The sequence below is a fragment of the Saccharopolyspora spinosa NRRL 18395 genome, from assembly GCF_000194155.1.
In the GTDB taxonomy this organism is placed as follows: domain Bacteria; phylum Actinomycetota; class Actinomycetes; order Mycobacteriales; family Pseudonocardiaceae; genus Saccharopolyspora; species Saccharopolyspora spinosa.
This window is the reverse complement of the sequence record NZ_GL877879.1, coordinates 1497153-1521105: the sequence shown is the minus strand read 5'-3', so window position 1 is coordinate 1521105 and position 23953 is coordinate 1497153. Positions and strand designations below refer to the sequence as shown.

The window sequence follows — 23953 nt, the reverse complement described above, 5'->3', positions numbered from 1 at the left end:
ATTCAGCATGGCGGACTACGCGCCCCTGCCGGAGGCAGCCGTGGTGGTGGTTCCGCAGCGACTGTGTCGCGGGCAGAGGGTTTGCAGCCAACGGCCGCTGCCGACATCGTTCTGGGTGGGCCGGAGCAGGTGGCGTGGTTGGATGGCCGGTTGCCGCGAGTGGCGGAGTTGCTTGATTTACCGGAGTCCGAGCGGCTGGAGCGGCTCGGTAACTTGGCGGGGATTGCGGAGTTGGCGGAGTTGGCGGGCCGGATGGAACGGCATTTGGAGGCGATGCCGCCGGGATTCGATCCGGACGGTCAGCGCGCAGCCAACGTCGAGCGCGCGAAACGCATGGTCCGGCAGGGAGCCTGGACCGCAACAGATCTGCGGACCGTCGAAGACAGATTGCCTGCGATGCGGGAGCTCGAGAAGACCTGGCGTGACCTGGCATCCCGGAATGGCCGGACGAACAACGCCTAGCTCGGTACGTCCTGGTCGGGTGCTCGGGTTTTGATGTTGGTTCCGCTGTCGTCGGTGTGACCAGATGAACGGCCGTGATCGCTTCCGGTGAGGATGTCCGCCGTCAGTGATCGTGTGGACGCGCGGAGCTGCGGGTGTCGACGAGGTTTTCTCCCGTCGTGGCCGGGCGAGCTGGGCAGGAATGAGCCGATCCGCCACTGCATGCTCGGATCGGACGATCGGGATTTGCTGAGCCGGTCGGCACGCGGGGTCGGAAACCGTCTGGGCCTTGTGACGCAGTTGCGTGCCTGCCCGGGGCCCGATGACGACCCCGACCGGCAGCTAATCAGCCGCGCGGCCCCGCCTACGCCCGGGCGGCCCCCGCCACCGACGTCCCGGACGAGGTCCTGACGCCCGGCGAGTCCGTTCTGACGTGCTGTTGACGGTCGGGCCCGGGTGCTCTGGTAGAGAAGAGGCATGGCAGGTGCACAACCCCGGAAGCGGGAGGGGGCGACGGCAGATCGGCCTGCGGCGGCGACCCGACCGGTGGCCCGCGTGCTGGTCGACGTCCCGCTGCCGGTGCACCTGGACCGCCCGTTCGACTACCTGGTGCCCGACCGGCTGGACGCCGAGGCGGTGCCGGGCTGTCGGGTGCGGATGCGCTTCCGGGGCAAGCTGGTCGACGGCTACCTGCTGGAGCGCAACGAGACCACCGACTTCCAGGGCACCTTGTCCTGGGTCGAGCGGATCCCCTCCCCGGAACCGGTGCTGACCCCGCAGCTGCTGGAGTTGACCCGCGCAGTGGCCACCCGCTACGGCGGAATGCTCGCCGACGTGGTGCGCCTGGCGATCCCGCCCCGGCACGCCGCGGCGGAGAAATCCGCCCCTCGTGAACCCGGACCACCGCCGCCCAGGCCCACGGCCGAAGCGTGGGCCCGCTACCAGCACGGAACGTCCTTTTTGGACGCCGTGCATGCTGGGCGATCGGCTCGGGCGGTCTGGCAGGCACTACCCGGCGAGGACTGGCCCACTCGCCTCGCCGAAGCCGCCGCCACCGCGGCGGCGGCCGGCCGCGGCGCGCTGATCGTCGTACCCGACCACCGAGACCTGCAACGACTGCAAGACGCCTGCACGGCGCTCCTCGGCGAGGAAGGCGTCGTCGCTCTGGCCGCCGATCTCGCCCCGTCGATGCGCTACCGCCGTTGGCTGGCCGTGCTGCGCGGCGCGGTGCGCGTCGTGATCGGAACGCGCGCGGCGATGTTCGCCCCGGTCCACGACCTGGGCTTCGCGGCGGTCTGGGACGACGGGGACGACCTGCACAGCTACCCGCAGGTGCCCTACCCGCACACCCGGGACGTGCTGACCCAACGCGCGCACGCGGCGGGAGCGGCGCTGATCGTCGGAGCATTCGCCCGAACCGCCGAAGCGGCACTGCTGGCCGAATCCGGTTGGGCAAACGAACTGGTCGCACACCGCACGGAAGTGCGGGCAGCGGCGCCGCGGGTAACCGCGATCGGCGAAGACGACACCCAGCTGGCCCGCGACCCGGCGGCGCGCGCGGCGCGGCTGCCATCGGTGGCGTTCGAAGCGGCGCGAGCCGCGCTAGATGTGGGAGCGCCGGTGCTGGTGCAGGTGCCGCGGCGCGGCTACGTGCCGGCGCTCGCGTGCGGCGACTGCCGCGAGCGAGCGAGGTGCCGCCGGTGCGCGGGGCCGCTGGCGCTGCCGGGAGGCAGCGAAGGCGGAGCGCCGAAGCCGGCGGCGTGCAGTTGGTGCGGAGCCGCGGAAGCGGCGTTCAAGTGCGGCTCCTGCGGCTCGCGGCGGCTGCGCGCCATAGCGGTCGGCGCCAGCCGCACTGCGGAGGAGCTCGGGCGAGCGTTCAGCAACGTGTCGGTGCGGACCTCCGGTGCGGGCGAGATCTTGGCGAAGGTGCCGGCGAAGCCGGCGCTGATCGTGTGCACGCCGGGCGCCGAGCCGGTCGCCGAAGGCGGCTACGGCGCGGCGCTGCTGCTGGACGGCCGGACCCTGCTGGGCCGCCCCGAGCTCCGCGCGGCCGAGACGGCGCTGCGGCTGTGGTTCGCGGCGGCAGCGCTGGTCCGGCCCGCCCGCGATGGTGGGCGGGTGGTGGTCATGGCCGACTCGTCGCTGCAACCGGTGCAAGCACTGGTGCGCTGGGATCCGGCATGGTTCGCATCCCTGGAACTCGCCGAGCGCACGGAGCTCGGCTTCCCGCCGGCCCGCCGCGTCGCCGCGGTGGACGGCACGCCGGAGGCGATCGAGGCCCTGCTGGACTCGGCGGACCTGCCTGCGACCGCTGAAGTCCTCGGCCCGGTGCCGCTGGGCGAGGTCGACGAGGACGGCAGCTCGGAGCGGGAACGCCTGATCGTCCGCGTCGACCGGTCCGAAGGCCGAGCCCTGGCGGGCTCCCTCCACGCGGCCCAAGCGGTCCGAGCGGCACGGAAGGCCGCAGAACTCCAAGTCCGCCTGGATCCCCTGGAAATGCTCTAGGACTGATCATTTGGCTTCAAGAGCCAGACTCAGCACCTCGGCGGCGATGGCAGCGCTGCGGCTTCGGCCGAACGGCTCGACTTGCACGTTCGTCACCAGCGTGTCGTCTTGCCGCGAACCGTAGCGGTAGCCGGTGAACTCCACGGTCCGGTAACGCCTCATCTCCTTCGGTAGCTCAAGGACGTTTCCGGTGCCGTGCACGTCCACGAGATCCTTGAATTCGGCAGCACTTGCTGCATTGGGCATGTCGACAACTGAAACCGCCACCAGCACCGAGATGCCACTCGGAGAAACCAGCTCCGCCATGAAACGGTGTAGCGAGCGGCATGGATGGGCGGCGAAGAAGCGCTCGACCTGACCGTATGCCTTGTCCTTGCAGGATCCGAACTGCGATCGCGAGTTTTGCTTGACCTGGTACCCCTTGATCTTCAACCGGGCGAACGTTCGGACCTCAACGTTGCGGGCGCTGCTCTTCGAGGTTTGAGCCGGTCGGCTGCGCAGCGCGGACAGCGCATCCAGAGATGCTGTGCCGCCACCACCCAGCGCGACCGCTCCGCCGACAACGCCGGCCATGACCACGCCCGTGGATCTTTTGCGCCGGGTGTAGCTGCCAACCACTTTTCCGTCGCGTGTCTCGTATCCGCTTACGTGCTCCCGAGCCATCCAGTCCCCATTTCTGTGTCGCTTCAGGTGGCGAGTGGGACCAGATTTAATTACGTTCAGTGTCCGCCTGGGAAGGGTTGCAAGTCGAATGGATCAATCTGCTTACTCGAATGGGCTAAGTGTCTGTCTCATTGAGTGAGTTGCGTCGGGACTTTACGGCGTGAGTCGCCAGCGTCAGCGGCTTGAGAGCGTGCACCGTCGTTGGTGTTGGCGGCCGAGACCGCGACCGCCAACGGCAGCCCCGCCCGGTCGGACGACGTTTGAATCTTGGAGGCGGCTTACCCGCGGTCCACAGGGCTGGGACCGGTCCGGGGTTCCCCTTTTGGTCCTGACGGAGGCCCCGTCCAGGACCAGTCGATCATTCACTGCTGTCGAGTTCACCGAGTACCGCGAGATGCAAGTACACAGCACGATCGTCCACATGAGACCATCTGCCGCCCCGTGGGCGAACCTGATGCACGCCGGGATTGACGGCGCGGCCAATCAAGATCCAAACGCGCGCACGCTCCAAGCACGTGTAATCCAACGGTGACGCCTTCGGGATGGGTTCGTGCCGTCGAGCGCGGATTCTGGCGGACCATCAAGACGATGACCCCGCGCTGCATCAGGGTGCGGCTACCGGCTTGCGGAAGAAGACGCGGTGGTAGCCGTCCTGTTCGGCGCGTCCCGTTTCCGCGTAGCCGTGGCGCGGGTAGTAGGAGAGGTTCTCCGTCATCATTTCGTTCGTGTAGAGCCGGATTTCGGTCATCCGCTGCCTAGCCGCCTCCCGGTCGGCCAGCGCCAGCAGGTCGCGCCCGAGACCCCGGCCTTGGGCGTCGGGATGGACCGCGATGTTCTCCAGCAGCATCACCTCGCCTTCCGGCACGAGCACCAGCATCCCCAGGATGCGGTCGCCGTCCTCGGCGACCCAGACCTGGTGCGTGCGCACGGCAGCCGAGTAGTCGGCGGTCATCGGAGCCGGAAGCCGGTCCATGCGCTCGGCGTAAAGCGAATAGGACCGGCGCGCAAGATCCTCCAGCGCGGCGACGTCCGTCGCACGAGCTTCCCGCAAGTCGACCATGCCCCCATCGTCAGCGACCCGCCCCGACCGCACAACCCTCGCCGGGCTGTGGCCAGGGTGTCTGCGGTTCTGCCGGGGTGGTTGGAAAATCAGTGGCCGGATTTCCGCCTGTGCTGGAATTCGGCGGTCGAGGGGAGACGTGATGGGGCAGGTCCTGTTGGAGACCGAGCGGCCCGGCTGTGGGAGTTCGGGCCCGACGACGTCGATTTCGTCGAGCCCAACAGCGACGCCCAGGTCATGTGGTACGTAGACGGCGGGATTCCGATCACCCGGGCCGAGGTCGAGAGCAGATGCTGCCCCGGTACCTCGCTTACTACGAGCGCCACGGCGGGCTCGGGAAGTGGGCCGCCGTCGAGAAGGCCACCGGCCGGTTCGTCGGCGTCTTCAAACTGCACCCCACCGAGAGCGGTCCGCCCGAGGACCTGGAACTGGGTTACCGGTTCCACCGCGCCGCGTGGGGCAAGGGCTACGCCGCCGAGAGCTCATTCGCGTTGCTGCGCAAGGCGTTCACCGAGTTCGGCGTGCAGCGGGTGTTCGCGCAGGCGATGACCGTCAACCGGGGGTCCTGGCGGGTGATGGAGAAGGCCGGGCAGCGATACGTGCAGGCGTTCTTCCGCGACTGGCCGGGCGGCCCGATCGAAGGTGCCGAGCGGGGCGACGTCGAATACGCGGCGACCCGCGAGGAGCGGCTGGCTCAGTACTCGTAGAGCAGCGGGCCGACCGCGGCCGACGGCGCGGTCTTCCGGTCAGCAGGAGCGGAGATCCGGTTCGGGTCGCCGTCCGAGGTGTAGCGGCGGCCCGGGTCGGCGGCGAGCTTGTCCAGCCACGCCGCAGAGCCGTACTGCGCGTCCTGGCCGGTCGGGCCCTGCGAGCGGATCCGGGGCACGTTGGCCGGGTCGAAGGCCGCCGACCACGGCGACGGCGCGGGATTGGAGCCGACCAGCATGACGCTGTCGTGGTGGTAGTCGCCCCCGTCGGCCGAGCCGTCCGCCGCCAGCCGCTCGTTCTTCGGGTGCACGCCGAGCGGCAGCGCGATCGACCGGACCTGCACGCCTGGCACGGCATCGGTGATGAACCGCTGCATCCCGGCGATCTGGTGCCGCACCTCGGCATCCGAGGTGCGGCCGAGGTTGGCGTGGTCGAGCGTGTGGTTGCCGATCTCGAAGCCGTGCTCGTGCAGCCAGGCCAGGGTGCGCCGACCGGTGGGTTCCTCGAATGGCGGGTCGTTGACGTAGCAGGTCGCCACCGGGCGGAAATCGGGATGCGCGGCGGCGACGTCGAGCAAGATTCCGACGCCGGTGCCCGCCACCAGCTCGCTTGCACCGTCCAATGTGAACTGATTGATCGAGCCGTCGTCGAAGGTGAGCACCACGGGGTGCTTGCCTGCCGGGATGTCGACCCGGGCGGTAGCGTACTCGGTTGCCGTCACCGGCACGTAGTCGTCGGCGGCCAGCCGTTCCAGTTCCGCGCGGAAATCCTCTGGCGTGCGGTCGTAAACGCTGTTCGGAGTGGCGGTGATCCGGTGGTACATGAGCACCGGGACGTCACCGAGCTCGTTAGCGTGCACCGATTCCGGTGCCGGCAGCGGGGGTGGAGCGGGCGGTGGCACGGGCGGTGGAGCGGGCGGTTGGACAACCGCGTTGGGTTGCGCCGGGCCGGTTTCGCCGCCGCACCCCGCGCAGACCACGAGCAGGACCGCCGCCGTCGCCACGACGCCGACGCGAACGTTCCGCATTGCTGACCGCATCCCCACCAACGTAGGAGATCTGCTCCTGTTTTGGATACTCCAAGTGGTCATTGATCTTCCGCGCTCCGGCTGCGAAGGTGGGACTGCCGGTCATCGGGGCCGGCCGCAACTTGATCGAGCACGAATTTCGTGCAGCCGCGCGAGTTCGCCTGAGTTCGAGGAGGCGAAAGCGATGGCGGATGCTGCTTCCAGCACAGCCCGCGCCAAGTCGATGCTGGCCGACATGCCCAAATCTGTCGTAGTCGTGGTAGGCAGCCTGGTGGTGCTGCTCCTCGGCTTCCTGCTGCTGAGATCCATGTCTGCAGAGGACGTTGAAATAGCAGGGTTGCCGGACCATCCGATCGCACCCGCCGAGGTGGGTTCGATCCAGATCCGGGCCGGAGACACCGATGGGGTGCGCGTGCTGATCGACGGCCGGGAAGTCCCAACGGTCGACCAGCGAGGCGCACGAGCGGTGCAGGCGGCGGGCGTGCCGGACGGGCCGCACGAGCTGCGCGTCGTGGTGCCGCGCAGCCCGTCCTGGCTCGGTTCGGTCACCACCACCCGGATGTTCACAGTGGACAGTGTGCCGCCTGCGCTGCAGGTCGAGGACTCGCTGCGGCCGGACGGGCCGAGCGAGCCGGTGGCGGTCACCGGAACCGTAAAGGACGCCACCCGGGTGGAGGTGGCCGGCAAACCCGTGGTGCCCGATCCGCAGGGCGGGTTCAGCGCGGTCGTCGACCGGCCGGACCGGGAGGTCCAGGTGGTCGCGACCGACGCGGCGGGCAACCGGTCCGAGCGGACCATGACCGTCCACATCAGACACCCCGGGATGCGCGCGGTGCACCTGACCGGGCTGGCCTGGACCAGCGACTCGCTGCGCGAATCCGTCCTCGAGATGGCCCGGCTGGGCAAGATCGACACCATCGAGCTGGACCTCAAGGACGAGAGCGGCGAGGTCGTCTACGACTCCGCGGTGCCGATGGCGCACCAGATCGGCGCGGTCAAGGGCTACTACAACGCGAGGCAGGTCCTCGACCAGCTGCACCGCATGGGCGTGCGGGTGGTCGGTCGGCTGGTCGCCTTCAAGGACCCGGTGCTGGGCGCGGCGTCCTGGAACGGCGGGCACCCGGAGCGGGTCGTGCAGACCGCCGCCGGGCAGCCCTGGACCAGCGGCGCCTACGGCAGTTACGCGTTCACCAACTTCTCCGATCCCGTGGTCGTCCGGTACAACATCGACATCGCCGCCGAGGCCGCCGCGCTGGGCTTCGACGACGTCCTCTACGACTACGTGCGGCGGCCCGACGGACACATCGAGCAGATGCGCATCCCGGGCCTGACCACCACGCCGGAGGCCGCGATCGCCGATTTCCTGCGGCAGACCCAGACCGAGGTGCGGTCGCGGGGCGCGCTGCTGGGCGCGTCGGTGTTCGGCATCTCGGTGGACCGGCCGACCGAGATCGCCCAGGACATCCGGCAGATCTCGCGGTACGTGGACTACATCTCGCCGATGGTGTACCCGTCGCACTGGGCTCCGGGGGAGTTCGGCGTCGGCAACCCCAACTCCCGGCCCTACGACATCGTGGTCCGTTCGCTGGCGGCGTTCGCCAAGGCGGTCGAGGGCACGGACGTGCAGATCATCCCGTGGCTGCAAGACTTCAGCCTCGGCGTCAGCTACGGCCCGGGCGAGGTGGCGGCGCAGATCAACGCGGCGCGGGCCAACGGCATGAACTCGTTCCTGCTGTGGGCCCCGAACTGCCGCTACCACGACGCAGCCCTCGGCCCGGCGGGCTGATCGCCGGTGCTCGCCCCACCGGCAGGCCGTAAACTTATCGCGAAATCGGCCCTCTGTGCGGCAAAAGCTTGTCATGGCGCTGTTGTATTGCGGGCGCAGACTGGGCAGAGTATGCGACGTTGTCGATATTGGAGGTGGCGATGCCTGCGAGGCCCGTCCGACTCACCCTGGGCGTAATAACCTCGTTCGTCCTCGTCGCGCCCTTGGCTCAGGCGGCCCCGGGCGGGCCACCTGAGCCGCCCAAACAGGCTGAGGCGATCGGCTTCGGCGGCGCCGTCTCCAGCGTCGACCCGTACGCGACGCAAGCCGGGATCGAGGTGCTTCGGCGCGGTGGTACCGCCACCGACGCGGCGGTCGCGGTCGCTGCGGCCTTGGGCGTCACCGAGCCCTACTCGGCCGGCGTCGGCGGCGGCGGCTTCTTCGTGCACTACGACGCCAAGACCGGCGCGGTCGAGACGATCGACGGGCGGGAGACCGCGCCCGCCGCCGCCCGCGAGAACATGTTCGTGGAGAACGGCCAGCCGATCCCGTTCGACCAGGCGGTCACCAGCGGGCTCGGCGTCGGCGTGCCCGGCACCCCGATGACCTGGCAGGCGGCGCTTGACCGCTGGGGCACCAAGGACCTCGCCGAGGTGCTGCGCCCGGCCGAGCAGCTGGCCCGCAAGGGCTTCGTCGTCGACGAGACGTTCCGCCAGCAGACCGAGGAGAACCAGGAGCGCTTCAGCGCCTTCCCGGCGACCCGCGACCTGTTCCTGCCGGGCGGGAAACTCCCCGAGGTCGGCAGCGTGCTGCGCAACCCCGACCTCGCCCGCACCTACCGGGCCCTGGCCACCCAAGGCATCCGCGCGCTGTACAACGGCGAGATCGGCGCCGACGTGGTCAAGGCGGTGAACCAGCCGCCGGTCGACCCGGCCGCGAACCGCCAGGTGCGTCCCGGTGGCATGACGGCCGACGACCTGAGCGACTACCGGACCAACGAGCTGGCGCCGACCCACGTGACCTACCGCGGGCTCGACGTCTACGGCATGGCCCCGGTCAGCTCGGGCGGCACGACCGTCGGCGAAGCTCTGAAGATTCTGGAGCGCACCGACCTCGCCGGCGCCGACAAGACCGCGTACCTGCACCGGTTCCTGGAGTCGAGCAAGATCGGCTTCGCCGACCGCAACCGCTGGGTGGGCGACCCGGAGTTCAACGACGTGCCCACCGACGAACTGCTCAGCGAGGAGTTCGCGGCCTCCCGCGCCTGCCTGATCAGCGACGACGCCGTGCTGCAGACCCCGGTCGCGGCCGGCGATCCGCGCTACCCGCAGGGTTGCCAGGCGCGCACCTCCGGCGGCGTCGAGCCGTACGAGGGGCCGAACACGACGCACCTGACCGTGGCCGATGCACAGGGCAACGTGGTGGCCTACACGCTGACCATCGAGCAGACCGGCGGTAGCGGGATCGTGGTGCCCGGTCGTGGCTTCCTGCTCTGAACAACGAGCTGACCGACTTCAACTTCACCCCCGGCACCCCCGGCCAGCCGGACCCGAACCTGCCTGGGCCCGGCAAGCGCCCGCGCAGCTCGATGAGCCCGACGATCGTGCTGCAGGACGGCAAGCCGCTGCTGGCGGCGGGCAGCCCGGGCGGCGCGACGATCATCACCACGGTCCTGCAGGTGCTCACCGGCCGACTGGACCGCGGGCTGTCGCTGGTGGACGCCATCGCGGAGCCCCGCGCCTCGCAGCGCAACGCCGCGCAGACCCAGGCGGAGCCGGGATTCCTGGCCCAGCCGGAGGCGGAGAAGCTGAAGGCCATCGGCCACCAGTTCAAGCCGACCGGCGAGATCGGCTCGGCGACGGGCGTCGAACGGCTGCCCGACGGCCGCTGGGTCGCGGCGGCCGAGCGCGAACGGCACGGCGGCGGCGCGGCAGCCGTGGTGGTCCCGACCCGCTGAGACGGCGAGACACCCGGCAGCTACTCGTGAGCACTTTTGGGTGCTATCTCCCACATGACGTAGTTACTCGTCAAGTCCGCAGGTCAGCGGGGCGACTCACCCTAGCTGTTCCGCTGGCCACGGGCCTACTCCCTGATCTGTGCGGCTACGACCAAGTTATGCAACATCGCGACTAAACCACGGTCGGGCCTTGATCCGCCTTGCCAGATCGCTAAGTCTGTGACCATGAAGCTACGCAAGGTGTCCGGCTGTGCTGACAGTGATTGCCCCGCCGTCTACGTCTCTGACCGAGGTACGGCCGTAGTCCAGGGCGAACACGTGACCCGCGCTGAGGGGCTGTCCCTAGCGGCCGGTGAGACAGCCGTCGAACTGCCCCCTGAAATCATCCTCGACGCAGTAACAGCCCTCATCGAGTCCGGCGGCTAGCCCGGACCCGGTTCAACGGCTCAGGGAGACAATCAAGTGATCCTAGACGGGGATCAGTTCGGGGAACGGTTCACGAACTACCAGTGGTCAGCGTGGCGGTTCGAGTGCCAGCCGACCTACAGCATTCCGCGAGAGCAAGACAACCTGGACCGCTGGCGTAGCGCGGCACCAGTGCCGGAAGGTCATAACGCGGCCTGGCACGACCGGGTTCGGTCGTTCGTGTCGGCAGGCAAGACCATCGGTCGCGTCCGCACCGTCCGGCAGCCGCTCACGGAGTACCAGAGGTACCAGCTCGATTGGGCTGTCCCCGGCAACATCGAGGCCGGGGAAGACATCAGGATCCTTGACCTGACCAGCCTTGACCTTGATCTACCGTCACACGATTTCTGGATCTTCGATGAGTTGCTGGTGGTTGACCTGAACTTCAACCCCGATGGAACCCTGCTGAGAACCCGGACCTGACCCAGTACCTCAAGTGGCGAGACACAGCGCTAGCGCACGCTGTGACGCTTAGCGAGTGGAATGCTAGGACCTGACTCTGATCAGCAACGCAAGAACCTTGCTGACACGCTGAGACAGCTACGCAAAGCGGCCGGGCTCTCTGGCGAGAGGCTGGCCGTTCGTGCTGCCATGAGTCAATCAAAAATCAGCCGGATTGAATCCGGTAAAGCGCTGCCGACCGTTGCTGACGTTGAACGGATCATGACGGCACTCGACGTGCCGCCCGACGCGCGGGAAGAACTCCTAGCGCTCACTCGTTCAGCGAACGTCGAATACACGTCGCTACGGTCATCCGCTCGTTTAGGAATTTGGCGAAGTCAAGCTGAGATAAAGGCACTCACCGAGTCAGCCTCAGCGATCCGCCAGTTCCTTCCAGCTATCCCCTCCGGGCTGATCCAAACACGCGACTACGCACGTGCGATACTTACACCAGCCGTGGAAGGGCGACCCGCTAGGGATATCGACCGTGCCGTACAAGCACGGCTAGACAGTCAAGTAAACATTCAGGTGCTTTGCTGTGGGCATGCTGAAGTCCCCGGCTCTTGCGGGTCGGGTGTGGTGGTGATGAATCTGCCGGTGGTTTAGATCGGTGGGGGCAGCGCTGGTTGCCAGGGGTTGCCTGTGATGGCCTGGCGTAGTGCGGTCATGACGTTGACACCCTGTTTGCGGGCGGTGTCGATGTAGCTGCGGATGTTCAACCGATCTTGGGTGATGTCTTCGCTGGTCAAACGCCCGGAGATCTTTTGCTGTGTTTTCGTGGGCCGCAGGTTGCGTTCGCTGATGTTGTTGGTCGGCCAGACCCGGGTGTCGCCGCTGAAGCGGAGAACATCGCCTTGGCGGTCGCGGCAGAACTCCAGCAGTTCCCGCCCGGGGCGTTGCGCCGTCGACGAAGGCGGCCCGGGCACCCGCGGAACCCGGGAAATCCCGACCTTGACCGCGTTATCGAACTCGGTGATCAGCGGGCCGGACACCCGTGGGTCGATCTCGGCCAAGCGCTTCTCCCTGGCTTGGTGCCAGGCTTTGATCAGACCGCGTAAAGCGCGTTGGGCCTGTTTCGGCCAGTGCTCATCCGGGTAGGTTTCCGCCGCGTCGGCGAAGTCCCGCAGCAGGTGAGCAACACAGGCCTGATGCCCGGCTAGGTTCTCCCAGCGCGAGTGAAAGTAGTTGCTGTAGCGGTCATGCACCGCGATGCCGGCGAATCCGGGCAGGATCCCGGCATCGGCAAACGAGTCCAGATCCCGTCCACCCAAGTGATAAACCGTGGCGGTCTCGGTGGAAGCCGACAACACGTATCGCCTCCTCGACCCGGCGGGACCGACGCGCAGGGTGGTCTCGTCGAACCCGGCCACGTGCGCCATCGTGATCAGCGACCTGATCACGGCCACGACCTCGTTCACCGCGCGGGCGCATCGGGTCAGCATGCCGTGCACGAACCCACCCGACGGGCCCTTTCCGCCTGTGAGGTCGGCGATCAGCTGGACACAGCGCTGCACCGGAACGTGTTGGTAGACAAGCAGATACACCACCAGCGATCGCAGATTCGGCCCATAACTCAACGGCGAGTCCGGCACCTCATCGGGCAGGGAGCCGAGGTGTTCGGTGCCGCAGGCACACCGCACCCGGTGCACATCGTGCTGCCAAACTGTGAGACGCACTTCGGGCAGGTCGTGAACCTGGTGGGAACGTTCGACACCCAGATCCTCGGCGAAGGCTAAATCAGCACCGCAACCACAGTTCCCGCTCGGGCGATGCGGCACAGTCGTATCCGGCACCGCCCACGACATCGCACTGCCCGGCGCGCCTTTCTGCTTGCCTCGTTTACGGTCGGCCCGCTTCGCCGGTTTCGCCGCTGGCGTGGCCCGGCCGGGCAAATCATCGGCGGAGGGAGGCATCGAACTATTCGCGCTGTTGCGGCTGACCTGCCGTTCCAGCTGCTTGACCCGCTCGGTCAACTTGGCGTTGGACTCCAGGAGCCGTTCAACGAGCGCGATCAGCTCCTCACGCGAGAGCTCCTCCAACCCAGCCACGAGCCAAGATCATCACACTTCGCGCCCGAGATCAACTCAGGCACCTGAATGTTTACACAGTCAAGACACCCTGAACGACGAATCACGCCGGTTCCACTTCCTGCTCACCGAGCAAGCCGTACGAACGAAAACAGCCGCGGACACTGTCATGGTCGGCCAGATACGGCACATGATCGAAGCATCTCAGCGCCTGAACGTAACACTGTCTATTCTCCCCAGTCGTGCGCTCATCGGATCCGCGCCGCTAAACGTGTTCGTCGTCTACGATGACCGACTAGTGACGACAGAGATATTCGCCGGTAAAATGGTGCTCCGCGACTACCGCGATATCACCTACCACCTGAACGTGTTCGAACACTTCCACGGCCGATCCGAGACCGGCGACCAGGCGAGAGAATTCCTGGAATCGATCGCACACGAGTTTATGCGAGCACGCGACTAAAACCACACCTGCTAGCCAGTTCATCCGATAATTTCGGTATGAGTCGCCCCGTCGCCGAAGAAGAATCGTCGCTGACGCTGGAAGACCTACTAACCGAACTCCGGACACGAGGCTGGACACTGATTCGCTGGGGGCCATTGGAAGCCCCCGAGCTACTCGCAGCGATGTTCCATCGCGCCACTAGCGCGGACGTGTTCATTCTGCGCAATAAGGATGACGCTACCGCGTACCGATGCCCGATCATCGGTGATTCCCCCGTGTTCTGTCCGCCTGTGGTTGCGTGGCAATACCACGGAAAACCATCCTGGACCCTGCGCGAGGTTCTGGCTTTGGCAGAACCAGGCAAACCAGGGGCACCCGATGAATATCGAAGCTCCGCGCCCGAAGTGCGCGATCCCGCCTGGGCTGCCTAAGCCCGTGAACATCCGTCCGCTAAGGCAACGCGTCTAATGCCACAAAAACCGATCAGCCGCCACTACGACTACGGCTGTACCTTCTGTGCGATCTCCAGGCGGGCGGTGACTCACATTGACCGTGACTTGGACGTGGCTGGACTGGACGGGAGTTCGCCACTACCGCAATGACGCCCGCACCACCCGGCGCGGGCGTGTGATCGCGCTTCCCGATGCCGGTACCGCAACCGCCGGGGACTGCTGGCAGTGCTGGCCGCCCGATCACCTCGTGTTCCAACCGAGACCCTCTGACCAGAACCTGTGAGGCTGCGATGCCGCACCGAACGTTTGCGCCTGACTGCGCCACCACGTGGCGGTGTTCCGCCGAACGATGCCTGTTCAATGACCCGGACCCCGCCGTGGTCGGCCAGCACGAGTACGACGCCCACGGCCCAGCGTGGATGGCCGCCGACCAGGCCCCGCCGCAGCCCGCCACCGCGGTGGTGAGCCCGCAGTGAGTTCGCTGTCTTTCCGGACACTGATCAGCCTGAACAACATCGCCCACACCATCCAGAGCGGTGCGACCCGCGCCCTGTGCGGTGTTCCGCTCACCAGCTTGTTCCCGCAAGACCCGCAACGTCCCGCGCCCACACCCTGCTCGTCCTGCCCGGGGAAACTCGCGCGACTGCGCAGAAGAGTAGCCGCCCGATGACCGCCACCACGGCCGGACTTCCGATCCGCACCCCACACGCAGCCGTGCTCCACGAACTTGCTTCCTCCCCGGTTGATTGGTTCCCCAAGGATCCCGATACCGCCGACGACATCGAGCACGCCGAGGTGTGGACCGATCACCACCGCGTCACACACGAGCGGCACCCGACCCGCGACGGCGTGACCCGTTGCGGCAAGCGGATTCCCGGCAGCGACGCTCCCAGTCACTCCCGCATATACCCAGTGGGTTGCCGCTTCTGCGTGGCCGCACGCGCCCACTCCCCGTAAGCCCCGGTGCGGGTGTCGTCAGTCCTGTGCCCCCGACCGGCACCCGCACCGGAACCACGCCCCGAAACAATCGCCTGATCGATATACCACCAGCAGTGATGAATGACCAAACAATCAGCGGTCAGGCGGAAAACCTCCGGCTGACCGCTGACGCCATACCACTGGCCGACGCCAACGCACTGTGCGACGCCATCGAAACCCTCCGGGACCAGCTCGCCGAAATCCTCGACTGGAAGCGAGAAGGTTGATGCCGGGATATTTTGATATCTACTTTAACGACCACGGCAATCCGGACTCTACGGTAACGAGGATTGGGCAGATCATCGGGCTCAATTTCGAGCCCATCGAAGAGTCATATGCAGACTACATCGCGATACGCAACCGCGACTCGAACCACTTTGTTATTTTCGAGTTCGACATCGCCCATGAACTTGGGCACGATGTAGACGAAGACACGGGAATACCACTCGGGGAAATGCCTCGTGGGCTGACTGTGCGAGGCCCCCGCGGAGACGAAAGTAACCATAAGCAAATCGCACAAGAAATCTTCGAGAAACTCATGGGCTTCAAATACAAGCCGATCTATTTCGTCTACGATTTCGACGAAGTGATCGAATATTGGGACCCGGACAAGAAAGGTGACCCCGAGGTGATGGAATTCTGGGAGCCCGACCAGGAAGATGGCCACGGCAAGGACGCCTGACCCATTACTGCGCTTCGCTCTGCTTCGGCTCGGCTTGCGCCCGGAGCAAGGCTTCATGTTAACCGCCGTGACCAGCAGGACCGTACAAGCGTCGAGCGTGAAGCCAACGCGGCGGTGAGCGTGATTGTTGCCGAATTTTCTCTGCTAGATAAATGTGCATACAAACTAAATCAGGGGCAATGGTGGAAAAGCTAACACCGCGAAAGTGGATATCTGGGGAACGGCGCGTATAGCGTCAGCGCCTGACGCTGGAGATGCCCAGGTGCAGGACAGTCACCCATCCAGGGCCCAGCACCCGCCCGCCGTGACGGCCGTCGTTCGAACTCCAGTCTCAGTCTTAACCATTCGGGACATTTGGCCACCTCCGACGTTCGTGGGCGGAGTAACCGACGGTTGCGGCATATCGCGATATATCACGGAGAGTGCTCCATAGTGCCGCGTTCGGGGTGTCGGAGATGTGATGGCGAACACCTGGGAGACGTCCCGCTTTCGTGCGGCCGTCGCCGCGATTCACCAGCTGCCCGGCCCAAGCTCAGTGCGTTGCGTTCGGAGAAGGTCTGGGGCGCTCGGCCGCCCCCAGACCCCGGTAGGTCTCCGGGAATGAGGTGGAGCCCGCGCGCTGCGGTCCGCTAGTGCTTGTCCTCTTCCCGCCGACCTCCACGGGTGGTATCAGGTGGAGACCCCCACAACCCACCACCGCAGATCAAGGCGGCCTGAGCAGCGAACACGCTGGATAACAGTGGTGCAACAAAAGGTCAGTTTCTATGGCACCCAAAAGTGCTCACGGCGTTTGAACAGCGAAAACCGGTGCGCGGCGGCCGGTGGCGCGGCGCCGTTGCGGCGGAACTCCCACGCAGGCGACCTGGACCGGGCGACGACTAGACTCGTCGGGTCGCCAATCGTCGTCGTCGACATCCCAGGGAGTTCAAGTGACCGTCCAGCCGATCAGACTCTTCGGCGACCCCGTGTTGCGCACCAAGGCCGATGAGGTGGTCGACTTCGACAAGGAGCTGCGCACCCTCGTCCAGGACCTGTGGGACACCATGCAGGACCAGGGCGGCGCCGGGCTGGCCGCGCCGCAGCTGGGCGTCGGCCTGCGGGTCTTCACTTACCACTGCGACGGGTTCGCCGGGCACCTGGTCAACCCCACGTGGACGGCGGTCGACGACGAGGAGCAGGTCGGTCAGGAGGGCTGCCTGTCCATCCCAGGCATGTACTGGGACTGCCTGCGCGCCAAGCACGTGGTGGCCCGCGGCTGGAACATGCACGGCGAACTGGTCGAGGTCGAGGGCACCGACCTGCTCGCCCGGTGCATCCAGCACGAAACCGACCACCTGGACGGCGTGCTGTTCGTCGACCGGCTCGACGAGCAGACCCGCAAGGCCGCGTTGCGCGAGATCCGCCAGGCCGCATGGTTCGATGGCAACGCGCCGGTGATCAAGGAAAGCCCGCATCCGCTGTTCGGGGGTCGCTGACATGCGCGTGGTCTTCGCCGGCACACCCGCTCCCGCGGTCCCCTCCCTGCAGGCGCTGCTGGATTCCGACCGGCACGAGGTCGCCGCGGTGATCACCCGGCCGGACGCCCCGGCCGGGCGCGGCCGCAAACTAGTGCGTTCCCCCGTGGGGGCCCTCGCCGACGAGCACGGCATCGAGGTGCTCACCCCGGCCCGCGCCTCCGCCCCGGACTTCCTGCAGCGGCTGGCGGAGCTGGCCCCGGACTGCTGCCCGGTGGTCGCCTACGGCGCGCTGCTGCGGGAGAAGGCGCTGGCCATCCCGAAATTCGGCTGGGTGAACCTGCACTTCTCGCTGCTGCCCGCGTGGCGCGGCGCCGCCCCGGTGCAGGCGGCCATCAAGCACGGCGACGAATTCACCGGGGCCAGCACCTTCCGCCTGGTGCCCGAGCTGGACGCCGGGCCGGTTTACGGCGTGGTGACCGAGCAGCTGCGCGCCACCGACACTGCCGGTGAGCTGCTGGACCGGCTCGCGGTCTCCGGTGCCGGCCTGCTGGCCGCCACCCTGGACGGCATCGAGGACGGTACGCTGCGCGCCGAGGAGCAGCCGAACGACGGCGTCAGCTACGCGTCTAAGGTGACCGTCGAGGACGCGAAGGTCGACTTCGCCGCCCCGGCCGCCGCGGTGGACCGGCTGATCCGGTCGGTCACCCCGGACCCCGGCGCCTGGGCGCTGCTGCGCGACGAGCGATTCAAGCTTGGCCCGGTGTCCATCGTGGACGACGTGGAGGACGGCCTGGCCCCCGGCGAGATCCGGGTGGAGCGGCGGCGTGTGCTGGTCGGCACCGGGACATCGGCGGTCGCGCTGGGCGAAGTACAGGCGGCCGGGAAGAAGCGGATGGCCGCCACCGACTGGGCCCGCGGAACCCGCATCGAGCAAGGAGAACGGCTCAAGTGAACGATCGCCGTCGTCGGCCCTCCCGGCCGGCAAAGGCCCGCCCGCCGCAGCGCAAGTCCACCCCGGCCCGGCCGGTGGACATCGACCCGGCGCGCCTCGCCGCGGTGGAGACGCTGCGGGCGGTGCGGGAGCGCGACGCCTACGCCAACCTGGCGCTCCCGCCGCTGCTCAAGCAACGGCGCATCACCGGTCGGGACGCCGCGCTGGCCACCGAGCTGACCTACGGCGCCTGCCGGGCGCAGGGCCTGCTGGACGCCGTCATCGACGAGTGCAGCAACCGGCCGCTGGCCGAGCTGGACCCGAAGATGCTCGACGCCCTGCGGCTCGGGGTGTACCAGCTGCTGCGCACCCGGATCCCGGCGCACGCCGCCGTCGCATCCACTGTGGACATCGTGCGGTTCGAGAACGGCTCCAAGCTGGCCGGTTTCGCCAACGCCGTGATGCGCCGCGCCGCCGAGTCCGACGAGCAGAGCTGGGTCGACAAGCTCGCCCCGGCGCGCGCCGAGGACCCGGTCGGCCACCTCGCGATGCGGTACGCGCACCCGCGGTGGATCGCGCAGGCCTTCGCGGATGTGCTCGGCGTCGACGAGCTGGAGGCGGCGCTGGCCGCCGACGACGCCCGGCCGGCGGTGCATCTGACCGCGCGCCCTGGCGAGATCAGCGCCGATGAGCTCGCCGCGATCACCGGCGGCGACCCCGCGCCGTACTCGCCGTACGGGGTTCGGCTGGAGGCGGGCGCGGGCGACCCCGGCGACCTGGAGCCGGTGCAGGAGGGCTTCGCCTCGGTTCAGGACGAAGGCAGCCAGCTGGTGGCGCTCGCGCTGACCCGGCCGGAGGTCGAGGGCTCGGACCTGCGCTGGCTGGACCTGTGCGCCGGGCCCGGCGGCAAGGCCAACCTGCTCGGTTCGCTGGTCACCCTCGACGGCGGTTCGCTCGACGCCGTCGAGCAGGCGCCGCACCGCGCTGACCTGGTGCGCAAGGCCACCGAGGGACTGTCGGTGTCGGTGCACGTGGCCGACGGCCGCGACCCCGGCCTTAAGCCCGGCTTCGCCCGCGTGCTGGTGGACACTCCGTGCACCGGCCTGGGAGCGCTGCGGCGTCGCCCGGAGGCGCGGTGGCGGCGGCAGCCGTCGGACGTCGGGGATCTGACGAAGTTACAGCGCGAGCTGCTGCTGTCGGCGATCAAGCTGACCCGCCCGGGCGGCGTGGTGGCGTACGTCGTGTGCTCGCCCCACCTGCCGGAGACCGACGGCGTGGTGTCCGACGTCGTGCGCCGCACCGGGGTCGAGCAGCTGGATGCGCGCCAGTACTTCCCGGACGTGCCGGACCTGGGCGACGGGCCGGGCGTGCAGCTCTGGCCGCATCGCCACGGGACCGACGCGATGTTCTGCGCCCTGCTGCGGGTGCCGAGCTGACCAGTCGAAGCAGGCGGGGGCGCCCGCAACCGGGGGCGCGGGTGGCCCTCGCCTAGCCGCGAACGTGCGAGGTGGGAAGTGTCCGAAGTGGACTACTGGCGTTGGTTGGCCGTTGCGGTCGACGAGGCGAAGGCGGGGCTCGCCGAGGGCGGAATTCCCATCGGTGCCGCGCTGATCGGCGCTGACGGGCAAGTGCTCGGCAGTGGCCACAACCGCCGGGTGCAGGACGACGACCCGTCGGTGCACGGCGAGACGGCGGCCTTCCGCAACGCCGGGCGGCAGCGCTCCTACGCCGGGACCACAATGGTGACCACGCTGTCGCCCTGCTGGTACTGCAGCGGATTGGTGCGCCAGTTCGGGATCGGGCGGGTCATCATCGGCGAGGCCCGGAACTTCCACGGCGGCCACGACTGGCTGGCCGAGAGCGGCGTCGAGGTCGTGCTCCTCGACGACCCCGAGTGCACCCGGCTGATGGCCGACTTCATCGAGGCCAACCCCCGCCTCTGGTACGAGGACATCGGCGAGGACGCGCAGTGACCACCGCCGCGACGCTTCAAAGGCGATGAACAAGATAGAACTGCCCCAATCCTGATTGGAACAACGGGGCGTCCGAAATGGTTGACCGTCCACAGTTGCGCACCGAGGCTGGACTGACAACTGCAACCAACGTCAGGTGGTACGAATGTCTTCCACTCCGGTCGAAGTGACCCGGACCGGTCAGCACACCTTCACCGCTACCAACCCGCGCGGCGGCGAGGTGAAGATCGGCCGTGAGGACGCTCCCGACGCCTTCACCCCCGGCGAGCTGCTGCTCGCCGCAATCGCCGCCTGCTCCGCGGTCACCAGCGAGAACCTGCTGGTCCGTCGGCTCGGCGAGGACGCGAAGGTGACGGTGCACGCCGACCGGACCAAGGTCCCGGAGGACAAGCACAAGTTCGCGTCCGTCCAGGTCAGCTTCGACGTCGATCTCAGCGGGGTCGAGGACAACGGCAAGCTCGTCGACGCCGTGCAGCGCGCCATCGAGAAGTACTGCACCGTCAGCCGCTCGGTCGAGGAGGGCACCCCGATCGAGTTGTCGCTCCCGCGCTGACCGCACTACGAGTGTGCAAATGGGCGATCCAAGGACCGAGATCGCGTCGTAAGGTTGCTCGTCGCGCACCGACACCTGGTGCGCGATGAGTGGGAGGCAAAGGACAAGTGGCACAGGAGACCGCACCGGCACGGCGGACCGGTTTGCGCAGGGACCTCTCTGGACGCCAGGTCGGCATGATCGCCATCGGCGGCGCCATCGGCACCGGGCTGTTCCTCGGCTCCGGCCTGGCGATCTCGATCGCCGGACCGGCAGTGATCATCGCCTACGCGGTGGCCGCGTTCGCCGCGCTGACGCTGGCCTACGCGCTGGCCGAGATGATCGTGGTGCACCCCGAGGCCGGTGGGTTCGGGGCGGTCATCCAGCGCTATCTCGGCGGGCTCGCGGGTTTCGTGTCCCGCTGGATCTACTGGGCCGCGCAGGTGGTCAACATCGGTAGCGAGGTCATCGCAGCGGGGCTCTACCTGCAGTTCTGGTACCCGCAGCTGCCGCTCTGGATGCCGGTGGTGGGCTTCTCGGTGCTGATGCTGGCGATCAACGTCGCGGCGGTGCGCTTCTTCGGCGAGTTCGAGTACTGGTTCGCCATGATCAAGGTCGTCACGATCGTGGTGTTCGTGGTGCTCGGCGTCGTCTACATCGTTTTCGGCCTGCCCGGCCAGCAGCCCGTCGGCGTCGGCGCGCTGACCGAGCACGGCGGGTTCCTGCCCAACGGCATCGGCGCGGTTTGGCTGGCGCTGACCGTCGTCACGTTCTCGTACCTGGGCACCGAGGCGGTCTCGATGACCGCGGCCGAATCCCGAAACCCCGGCCGGGACGTGCCGCGGGCGGCGCGCCGGATGGTGCTTCGGCTGGGGCTGTTCTACGTGCTCGGCATGCTGGTTGTCGTCTCGATCCTGCCGTGGAACCAGGCGTCGTCGTCGGGCGAGATCACGGAGAGTCCGTTCGTGCGGCTGGTCAGCCTTCCTGCCGCGGCCGGGATCATGAACTTCGTGGTGCTCACCGCGGCGCTGTCGGCGATGAACACGAACCTCTACCTGACTGCGCGGATGACCCACTCGCTCGCGCTGGACGGTTACGCGCCGAAGTGGTTCGCCGAGGTCAGCGCGAACGGGGTGCCGCGCCGGGCCCTGGTGCTTTCCGCGGTCGGGTTGGCGCTGGCCGCGTCGCTGTCGGTGGTCGCCGAGGACACCGCGTTCCCGATGCTGCTGGGTCTGGCGCTGTTCGGCGCTCTCGTCGTGTGGTTGATGATCTTCGCCAGCCAGCTGGCGTTCCGGCGTCGGCGGGCCCTGGAGGGCCTGCCGCCCTCGCCGGTGCAGCTGCCGGGGGCGCCGGTGACCACGTTGCTGGCGATGCTGTTCGTCGCGGCCGTGCTGTTGACCACGCCGTTCACCGAGCAGTTCAACACCGCCTGGAAGGCGGGCGTGCCGTTCCTGTTGATCCTCTGCGCGGCGTACTACATCATCCGCCGCCGGACCCCCGCGGAAACCGAGTGAGCGAGGGGCACCCGCGCCCCGGTTGCCCGGTCGCGGGTGCCCCGCAACCCTTGGACCGATCGGGTGAGGAGCGGAGCGCCAGGGCGCTCCGGGAGGCGCGAGACCTGGGATTTACACTCGCGCATGTGTCGAACCAGCCGATGATCGCGCCCTCCATCCTTTCCGCCGACTTCGCCCACCTCGCCGATGAGATGGCCGCCGTGAACGGTGCCCCCGGCCAGCGCGCCGACTGGCTGCACGTGGACGTGATGGACGCGCACTTCGTGCCCAACCTGACCCTGGGTCTGCCGGTGGTCGAGTCGCTGCTGAAGGCGACCGACATCCCGATCGACTGCCACCTGATGATCGAGGACCCGGACCGCTGGGCCATCGGCTACGCGGAGGCTGGCGCCCACAACGTTACGGTGCACGTGGAAGCCGCCAAGGACCCGATCGCCATCGCCAAGGACCTGCGCGCCGCTGGCGCGAAGGCGGGCCTGTCGATCAAGCCGAACACCCCGCTGGACCCGTACGTCGAGGTCCTCAAGCACTACGACACGCTGCTGGTGATGTCGGTGGAGCCGGGCTTCGGCGGCCAGAAGTTCATGGCCGAGGTGCTGGACAAGGCCCGCAAGGCGCGCGAACTGGTCGACACCGGCCACCTCAACCTGCTGGTGGAGATCGACGGCGGCATCAACGCCGACACCATCGAGCAGGCGGCTGAGGCCGGGGTGGACTGCTTCGTGGCGGGCTCGGCGGTGTACAACGCCGACGACCCGGCCAAGGCAGTCGAGGCGCTACGCGCCAAGGCAGCCCCCAACTTCGCGCACGCGCGTCAATGACCACGTTCCCCCGCAATTTCCATTGAAATCGAAGGTTTGATTTCCATTGAAATTGCGGGGATGGGAGGGGGAGCGATGGTCGCTCGTGCCGAGAAACAGGCGATGCGCACCGCGATCGCGGCGAGCGAGCAAGTGCGCGGCACGACCAGCCCCAACCCGCCGGTGGGCTGCGTGGTGCTGGATGCCGGTGGCGAGGTCGCCGGCGTCGGTGCGACGCAGCCGCCGGGAGGGCCGCACGCGGAAGTCGTCGCGCTCCGCACAGCGGGGGAGCGCGCTGCCGGTGGCACCGCCGTGGTCACGCTGGAGCCCTGCTCGCACACCGGCCGGACACCACCGTGCACGGATGCCCTGCGAGCGGCCGGGATCGCACGCGTAATGCACGCGGTTTCCGATCCCAACCCGCAGGCCGCCGGTGGCGCCGAAGTGCTGCGCGGCGCGGGCATCGATGTCCACAGCGGACTTCTGGCCGACGAGGTGGAGCGGGGGCCGTTGCGGGCCTGGCTGCACTTCGCCCGGACCGGGCGGCCGCACGTGACCTGGAAGTACGCGGCCACATTGGACGGTCGCTCGGCCGCCGCCGACGGCACCAGCAAGTGGATCAGCTCCGCCGAGTCCCGGGCCGAGGTGCACCGGGTGCGCGCGCAGGTGGACGCGATCGTCGCGGGCACCGGCACGGTCCTCGCCGACGACCCGCACCTGACCGCCCGCGCGCCGGACGGCACGCTGCTGGCCCGGCAGCCGCTGCGCGTCGTCGTCGGCGACCGCGAGATCCCGCGCGGCGCAAAGGTCTTCGACGACGCGGCGGAAACGATCCAGCTGCCCGGCGGCAACCCGGCCGCGGTGCTCGCCGCGCTCGCCGACCGTGGCATCGTCGACGTCCTGCTGGAAGGCGGCCCGCGGCTGGCCGGGGCGTTCGTGGCGGCGAGGTGCCTGCACCGGGTGCTCGCCTACATCGCCCCGCTGCTGCTCGGAGCCGGACCGGCCGCCCTCGGCGAAGCGGGAGTGGGAAGCATCTCGGAGGCATGGCGGTTGCATGTCGAAGAGACGACTATGAGTGGCCCGGACGTGCGGGTCAGCGCGGTTCCGCTGGACCGCTGAGCGGGTATTGG

General features: G+C 68.0%; 22 protein-coding genes and 2 pseudogenes. 19 read left to right on the top strand and 5 right to left on the bottom strand.

What is annotated here, in order from left to right; all coding sequences use genetic code 11:
* Together SSPN_RS0126110 and SSPN_RS0126105 are read left to right on the top strand one after the other, a co-directional pair.
* A partial coding sequence (locus SSPN_RS0126110; RefSeq protein ID WP_237710729.1) for a hypothetical protein occupies positions 1-462 on the top strand: 462 nt, incomplete at its 5' end.
* A 456-nt stretch (positions 463-918) separates the two neighbouring features.
* Complete coding sequence (locus tag SSPN_RS0126105) at positions 919-2946, top strand: primosomal protein N' (RefSeq protein WP_029535727.1); 2028 nt, start codon at positions 919-921, stop codon at positions 2944-2946.
* Between the two features lie 6 nt (positions 2947-2952).
* Here SSPN_RS0126105 and SSPN_RS0126100 read toward each other — a convergent pair whose 3' ends face one another.
* The 3 genes and pseudogenes from SSPN_RS0126100 to SSPN_RS0126095 all read right to left on the bottom strand — a co-directional run bounded on the left by SSPN_RS0126100 (position 2953) and on the right by SSPN_RS0126095 (position 4702).
* Positions 2953-3525 (bottom strand): hypothetical protein, encoded by a 573-nt coding sequence (locus tag SSPN_RS0126100; RefSeq protein WP_010310829.1) that lies wholly within the window; start codon positions 3523-3525, stop codon positions 2953-2955.
* A 226-nt stretch (positions 3526-3751) separates the two neighbouring features.
* Positions 3752-4135: pseudogene (locus tag SSPN_RS57840) on the bottom strand (IS5/IS1182 family transposase); the annotation flags it as partial.
* Positions 4136-4213: 78 nt separating this feature from the next.
* Positions 4214-4702, bottom strand: coding sequence for a GNAT family N-acetyltransferase (locus SSPN_RS0126095; RefSeq protein ID WP_394378409.1), 489 nt, complete (start codon positions 4700-4702; stop codon positions 4214-4216).
* A 257-nt stretch (positions 4703-4959) separates the two neighbouring features.
* On the opposite strand from SSPN_RS0126095, the gene SSPN_RS45805 reads away from it, so the two are divergent.
* The gene (locus SSPN_RS45805; RefSeq protein WP_010310823.1) at positions 4960-5376 is read left to right on the top strand and encodes a GNAT family N-acetyltransferase; all 417 of its coding nucleotides are present in this window, start codon (positions 4960-4962) and stop codon (positions 5374-5376) included.
* On the opposite strand, the gene SSPN_RS0126085 is transcribed toward SSPN_RS45805, so the two are convergent.
* Positions 5364-6404 (bottom strand): polysaccharide deacetylase family protein, encoded by a 1041-nt coding sequence (locus tag SSPN_RS0126085; RefSeq protein ID WP_010310821.1) that lies wholly within the window; start codon positions 6402-6404, stop codon positions 5364-5366. The genes SSPN_RS45805 and SSPN_RS0126085 overlap by 13 nt on opposite strands.
* A gap of 184 nt (positions 6405-6588) precedes the next feature.
* On the opposite strand from SSPN_RS0126085, the gene SSPN_RS0126080 reads away from it, so the two are divergent.
* From SSPN_RS0126080 to SSPN_RS51935, 4 genes and pseudogenes are all read left to right on the top strand, one after another.
* Positions 6589-8190, top strand: a complete 1602-nt coding sequence (locus SSPN_RS0126080; protein WP_010310819.1) for a putative glycoside hydrolase — start codon at positions 6589-6591, stop codon at positions 8188-8190.
* Between the two features lie 140 nt (positions 8191-8330).
* Positions 8331-10126 (top strand): annotated as a pseudogene (gene ggt, locus SSPN_RS45800) (gamma-glutamyltransferase).
* 462 nt (positions 10127-10588) lie between these two features.
* On the top strand, positions 10589-11014 hold the full coding sequence (locus tag SSPN_RS62235; protein WP_010310817.1) for a DUF6879 family protein: 426 nt from the start codon (positions 10589-10591) through the stop codon (positions 11012-11014).
* Positions 11015-11074: 60 nt separating this feature from the next.
* Entirely contained in the window at positions 11075-11638 is a 564-nt protein-coding gene (locus SSPN_RS51935) for a Scr1 family TA system antitoxin-like transcriptional regulator (protein WP_083822115.1), read from the top strand.
* Here SSPN_RS51935 and tnpC read toward each other — a convergent pair.
* The gene (gene tnpC / locus SSPN_RS0126065) at positions 11635-13080 is read right to left on the bottom strand and encodes an IS66 family transposase (RefSeq protein ID WP_010310815.1); all 1446 of its coding nucleotides are present in this window, start codon (positions 13078-13080) and stop codon (positions 11635-11637) included. The genes SSPN_RS51935 and tnpC overlap by 4 nt on opposite strands.
* Here tnpC and SSPN_RS60335 point away from each other — a divergent pair.
* The 12 genes from SSPN_RS60335 to ribD all read left to right on the top strand — a co-directional run bounded on the left by SSPN_RS60335 (position 12962) and on the right by ribD (position 23942).
* Positions 12962-13522, top strand: coding sequence for a Scr1 family TA system antitoxin-like transcriptional regulator (locus tag SSPN_RS60335; protein ID WP_237710727.1), 561 nt, complete (start codon positions 12962-12964; stop codon positions 13520-13522). The two genes, tnpC and SSPN_RS60335, sit on opposite strands and share 119 nt — an antisense overlap.
* A gap of 1100 nt (positions 13523-14622) precedes the next feature.
* Entirely contained in the window at positions 14623-14913 is a 291-nt protein-coding gene (locus SSPN_RS0126045) for a hypothetical protein (protein ID WP_010310806.1), read from the top strand.
* Positions 14914-15011: 98 nt separating this feature from the next.
* On the top strand, positions 15012-15161 hold the full coding sequence (locus SSPN_RS57050; RefSeq protein ID WP_010310804.1) for a hypothetical protein: 150 nt from the start codon (positions 15012-15014) through the stop codon (positions 15159-15161).
* A complete protein-coding gene (locus tag SSPN_RS0126035) occupies positions 15161-15616 on the top strand; it encodes a hypothetical protein (RefSeq protein ID WP_010310801.1) in 456 nt (151 codons plus the stop codon). Before SSPN_RS57050 ends, SSPN_RS0126035 begins: the two co-directional genes overlap by 1 nt.
* A gap of 929 nt (positions 15617-16545) precedes the next feature.
* Positions 16546-17091 carry a peptide deformylase gene (def, locus tag SSPN_RS0126030; RefSeq protein ID WP_010310799.1) on the top strand — a complete coding sequence of 182 codons (546 nt, stop codon included), beginning with the start codon at positions 16546-16548 and terminating at the stop codon, positions 17089-17091.
* A 1-nt stretch (position 17092) separates the two neighbouring features.
* Positions 17093-18025, top strand: a complete 933-nt coding sequence (gene fmt / locus SSPN_RS0126025; protein WP_010310797.1) for a methionyl-tRNA formyltransferase — start codon at positions 17093-17095, stop codon at positions 18023-18025.
* A complete protein-coding gene (locus tag SSPN_RS0126020) occupies positions 18022-19440 on the top strand; it encodes an RsmB/NOP family class I SAM-dependent RNA methyltransferase (protein ID WP_010310793.1) in 1419 nt (472 codons plus the stop codon). The genes fmt and SSPN_RS0126020 overlap by 4 nt, the downstream gene beginning before the upstream one ends.
* Before the next feature lie 78 nt (positions 19441-19518).
* Positions 19519-19977, top strand: coding sequence for a nucleoside deaminase (locus tag SSPN_RS0126015; RefSeq protein ID WP_010310791.1), 459 nt, complete (start codon positions 19519-19521; stop codon positions 19975-19977).
* Between the two features lie 145 nt (positions 19978-20122).
* Complete coding sequence (locus tag SSPN_RS0126010; RefSeq protein WP_010310789.1) at positions 20123-20530, top strand: OsmC family protein; 408 nt, start codon at positions 20123-20125, stop codon at positions 20528-20530.
* Positions 20531-20637: 107 nt separating this feature from the next.
* Positions 20638-22023 (top strand): amino acid permease, encoded by a 1386-nt coding sequence (locus tag SSPN_RS0126005; protein WP_010310787.1) that lies wholly within the window; start codon positions 20638-20640, stop codon positions 22021-22023.
* A gap of 140 nt (positions 22024-22163) precedes the next feature.
* On the top strand, positions 22164-22844 hold the full coding sequence (gene rpe / locus SSPN_RS0126000; protein WP_010310786.1) for a ribulose-phosphate 3-epimerase: 681 nt from the start codon (positions 22164-22166) through the stop codon (positions 22842-22844).
* Between the two features lie 75 nt (positions 22845-22919).
* Positions 22920-23942, top strand: a complete 1023-nt coding sequence (gene ribD / locus SSPN_RS0125995; protein WP_010310784.1) for a bifunctional diaminohydroxyphosphoribosylaminopyrimidine deaminase/5-amino-6-(5-phosphoribosylamino)uracil reductase RibD — start codon at positions 22920-22922, stop codon at positions 23940-23942.
* Positions 23943-23953: the final 11 nt, after the last annotated feature.

What these genes read in the sequence shown, in the direction of transcription:
- SSPN_RS0126105 (WP_029535727.1), top strand. Translation starts at nt 919, where the DNA reads ATGGCAGGTGCACAACCCCGGAAGCGGGAGGGGGCGACGGCAGATCGG.
- SSPN_RS45805 (WP_010310823.1), top strand. Translation starts at nt 4,960, where the DNA reads ATGCTGCCCCGGTACCTCGCTTACTACGAGCGCCACGGCGGGCTCGGG.
- SSPN_RS0126085 (WP_010310821.1), bottom strand. Translation starts at nt 6,404, where the DNA reads ATGCGGAACGTTCGCGTCGGCGTCGTGGCGACGGCGGCGGTCCTGCTC.
- SSPN_RS0126080 (WP_010310819.1), top strand. Translation starts at nt 6,589, where the DNA reads ATGGCGGATGCTGCTTCCAGCACAGCCCGCGCCAAGTCGATGCTGGCC.
- SSPN_RS51935 (WP_083822115.1), top strand. Translation starts at nt 11,075, where the DNA reads ATGCTAGGACCTGACTCTGATCAGCAACGCAAGAACCTTGCTGACACG.
- SSPN_RS0126045 (WP_010310806.1), top strand. Translation starts at nt 14,623, where the DNA reads ATGACCGCCACCACGGCCGGACTTCCGATCCGCACCCCACACGCAGCC.
- SSPN_RS57050 (WP_010310804.1), top strand. Translation starts at nt 15,012, where the DNA reads ATGAATGACCAAACAATCAGCGGTCAGGCGGAAAACCTCCGGCTGACC.
- SSPN_RS0126035 (WP_010310801.1), top strand. Translation starts at nt 15,161, where the DNA reads ATGCCGGGATATTTTGATATCTACTTTAACGACCACGGCAATCCGGAC.
- fmt (WP_010310797.1), top strand. Translation starts at nt 17,093, where the DNA reads ATGCGCGTGGTCTTCGCCGGCACACCCGCTCCCGCGGTCCCCTCCCTG.
- SSPN_RS0126010 (WP_010310789.1), top strand. Translation starts at nt 20,123, where the DNA reads ATGTCTTCCACTCCGGTCGAAGTGACCCGGACCGGTCAGCACACCTTC.
- rpe (WP_010310786.1), top strand. Translation starts at nt 22,164, where the DNA reads ATGATCGCGCCCTCCATCCTTTCCGCCGACTTCGCCCACCTCGCCGAT.
- ribD (WP_010310784.1), top strand. Translation starts at nt 22,920, where the DNA reads ATGGTCGCTCGTGCCGAGAAACAGGCGATGCGCACCGCGATCGCGGCG.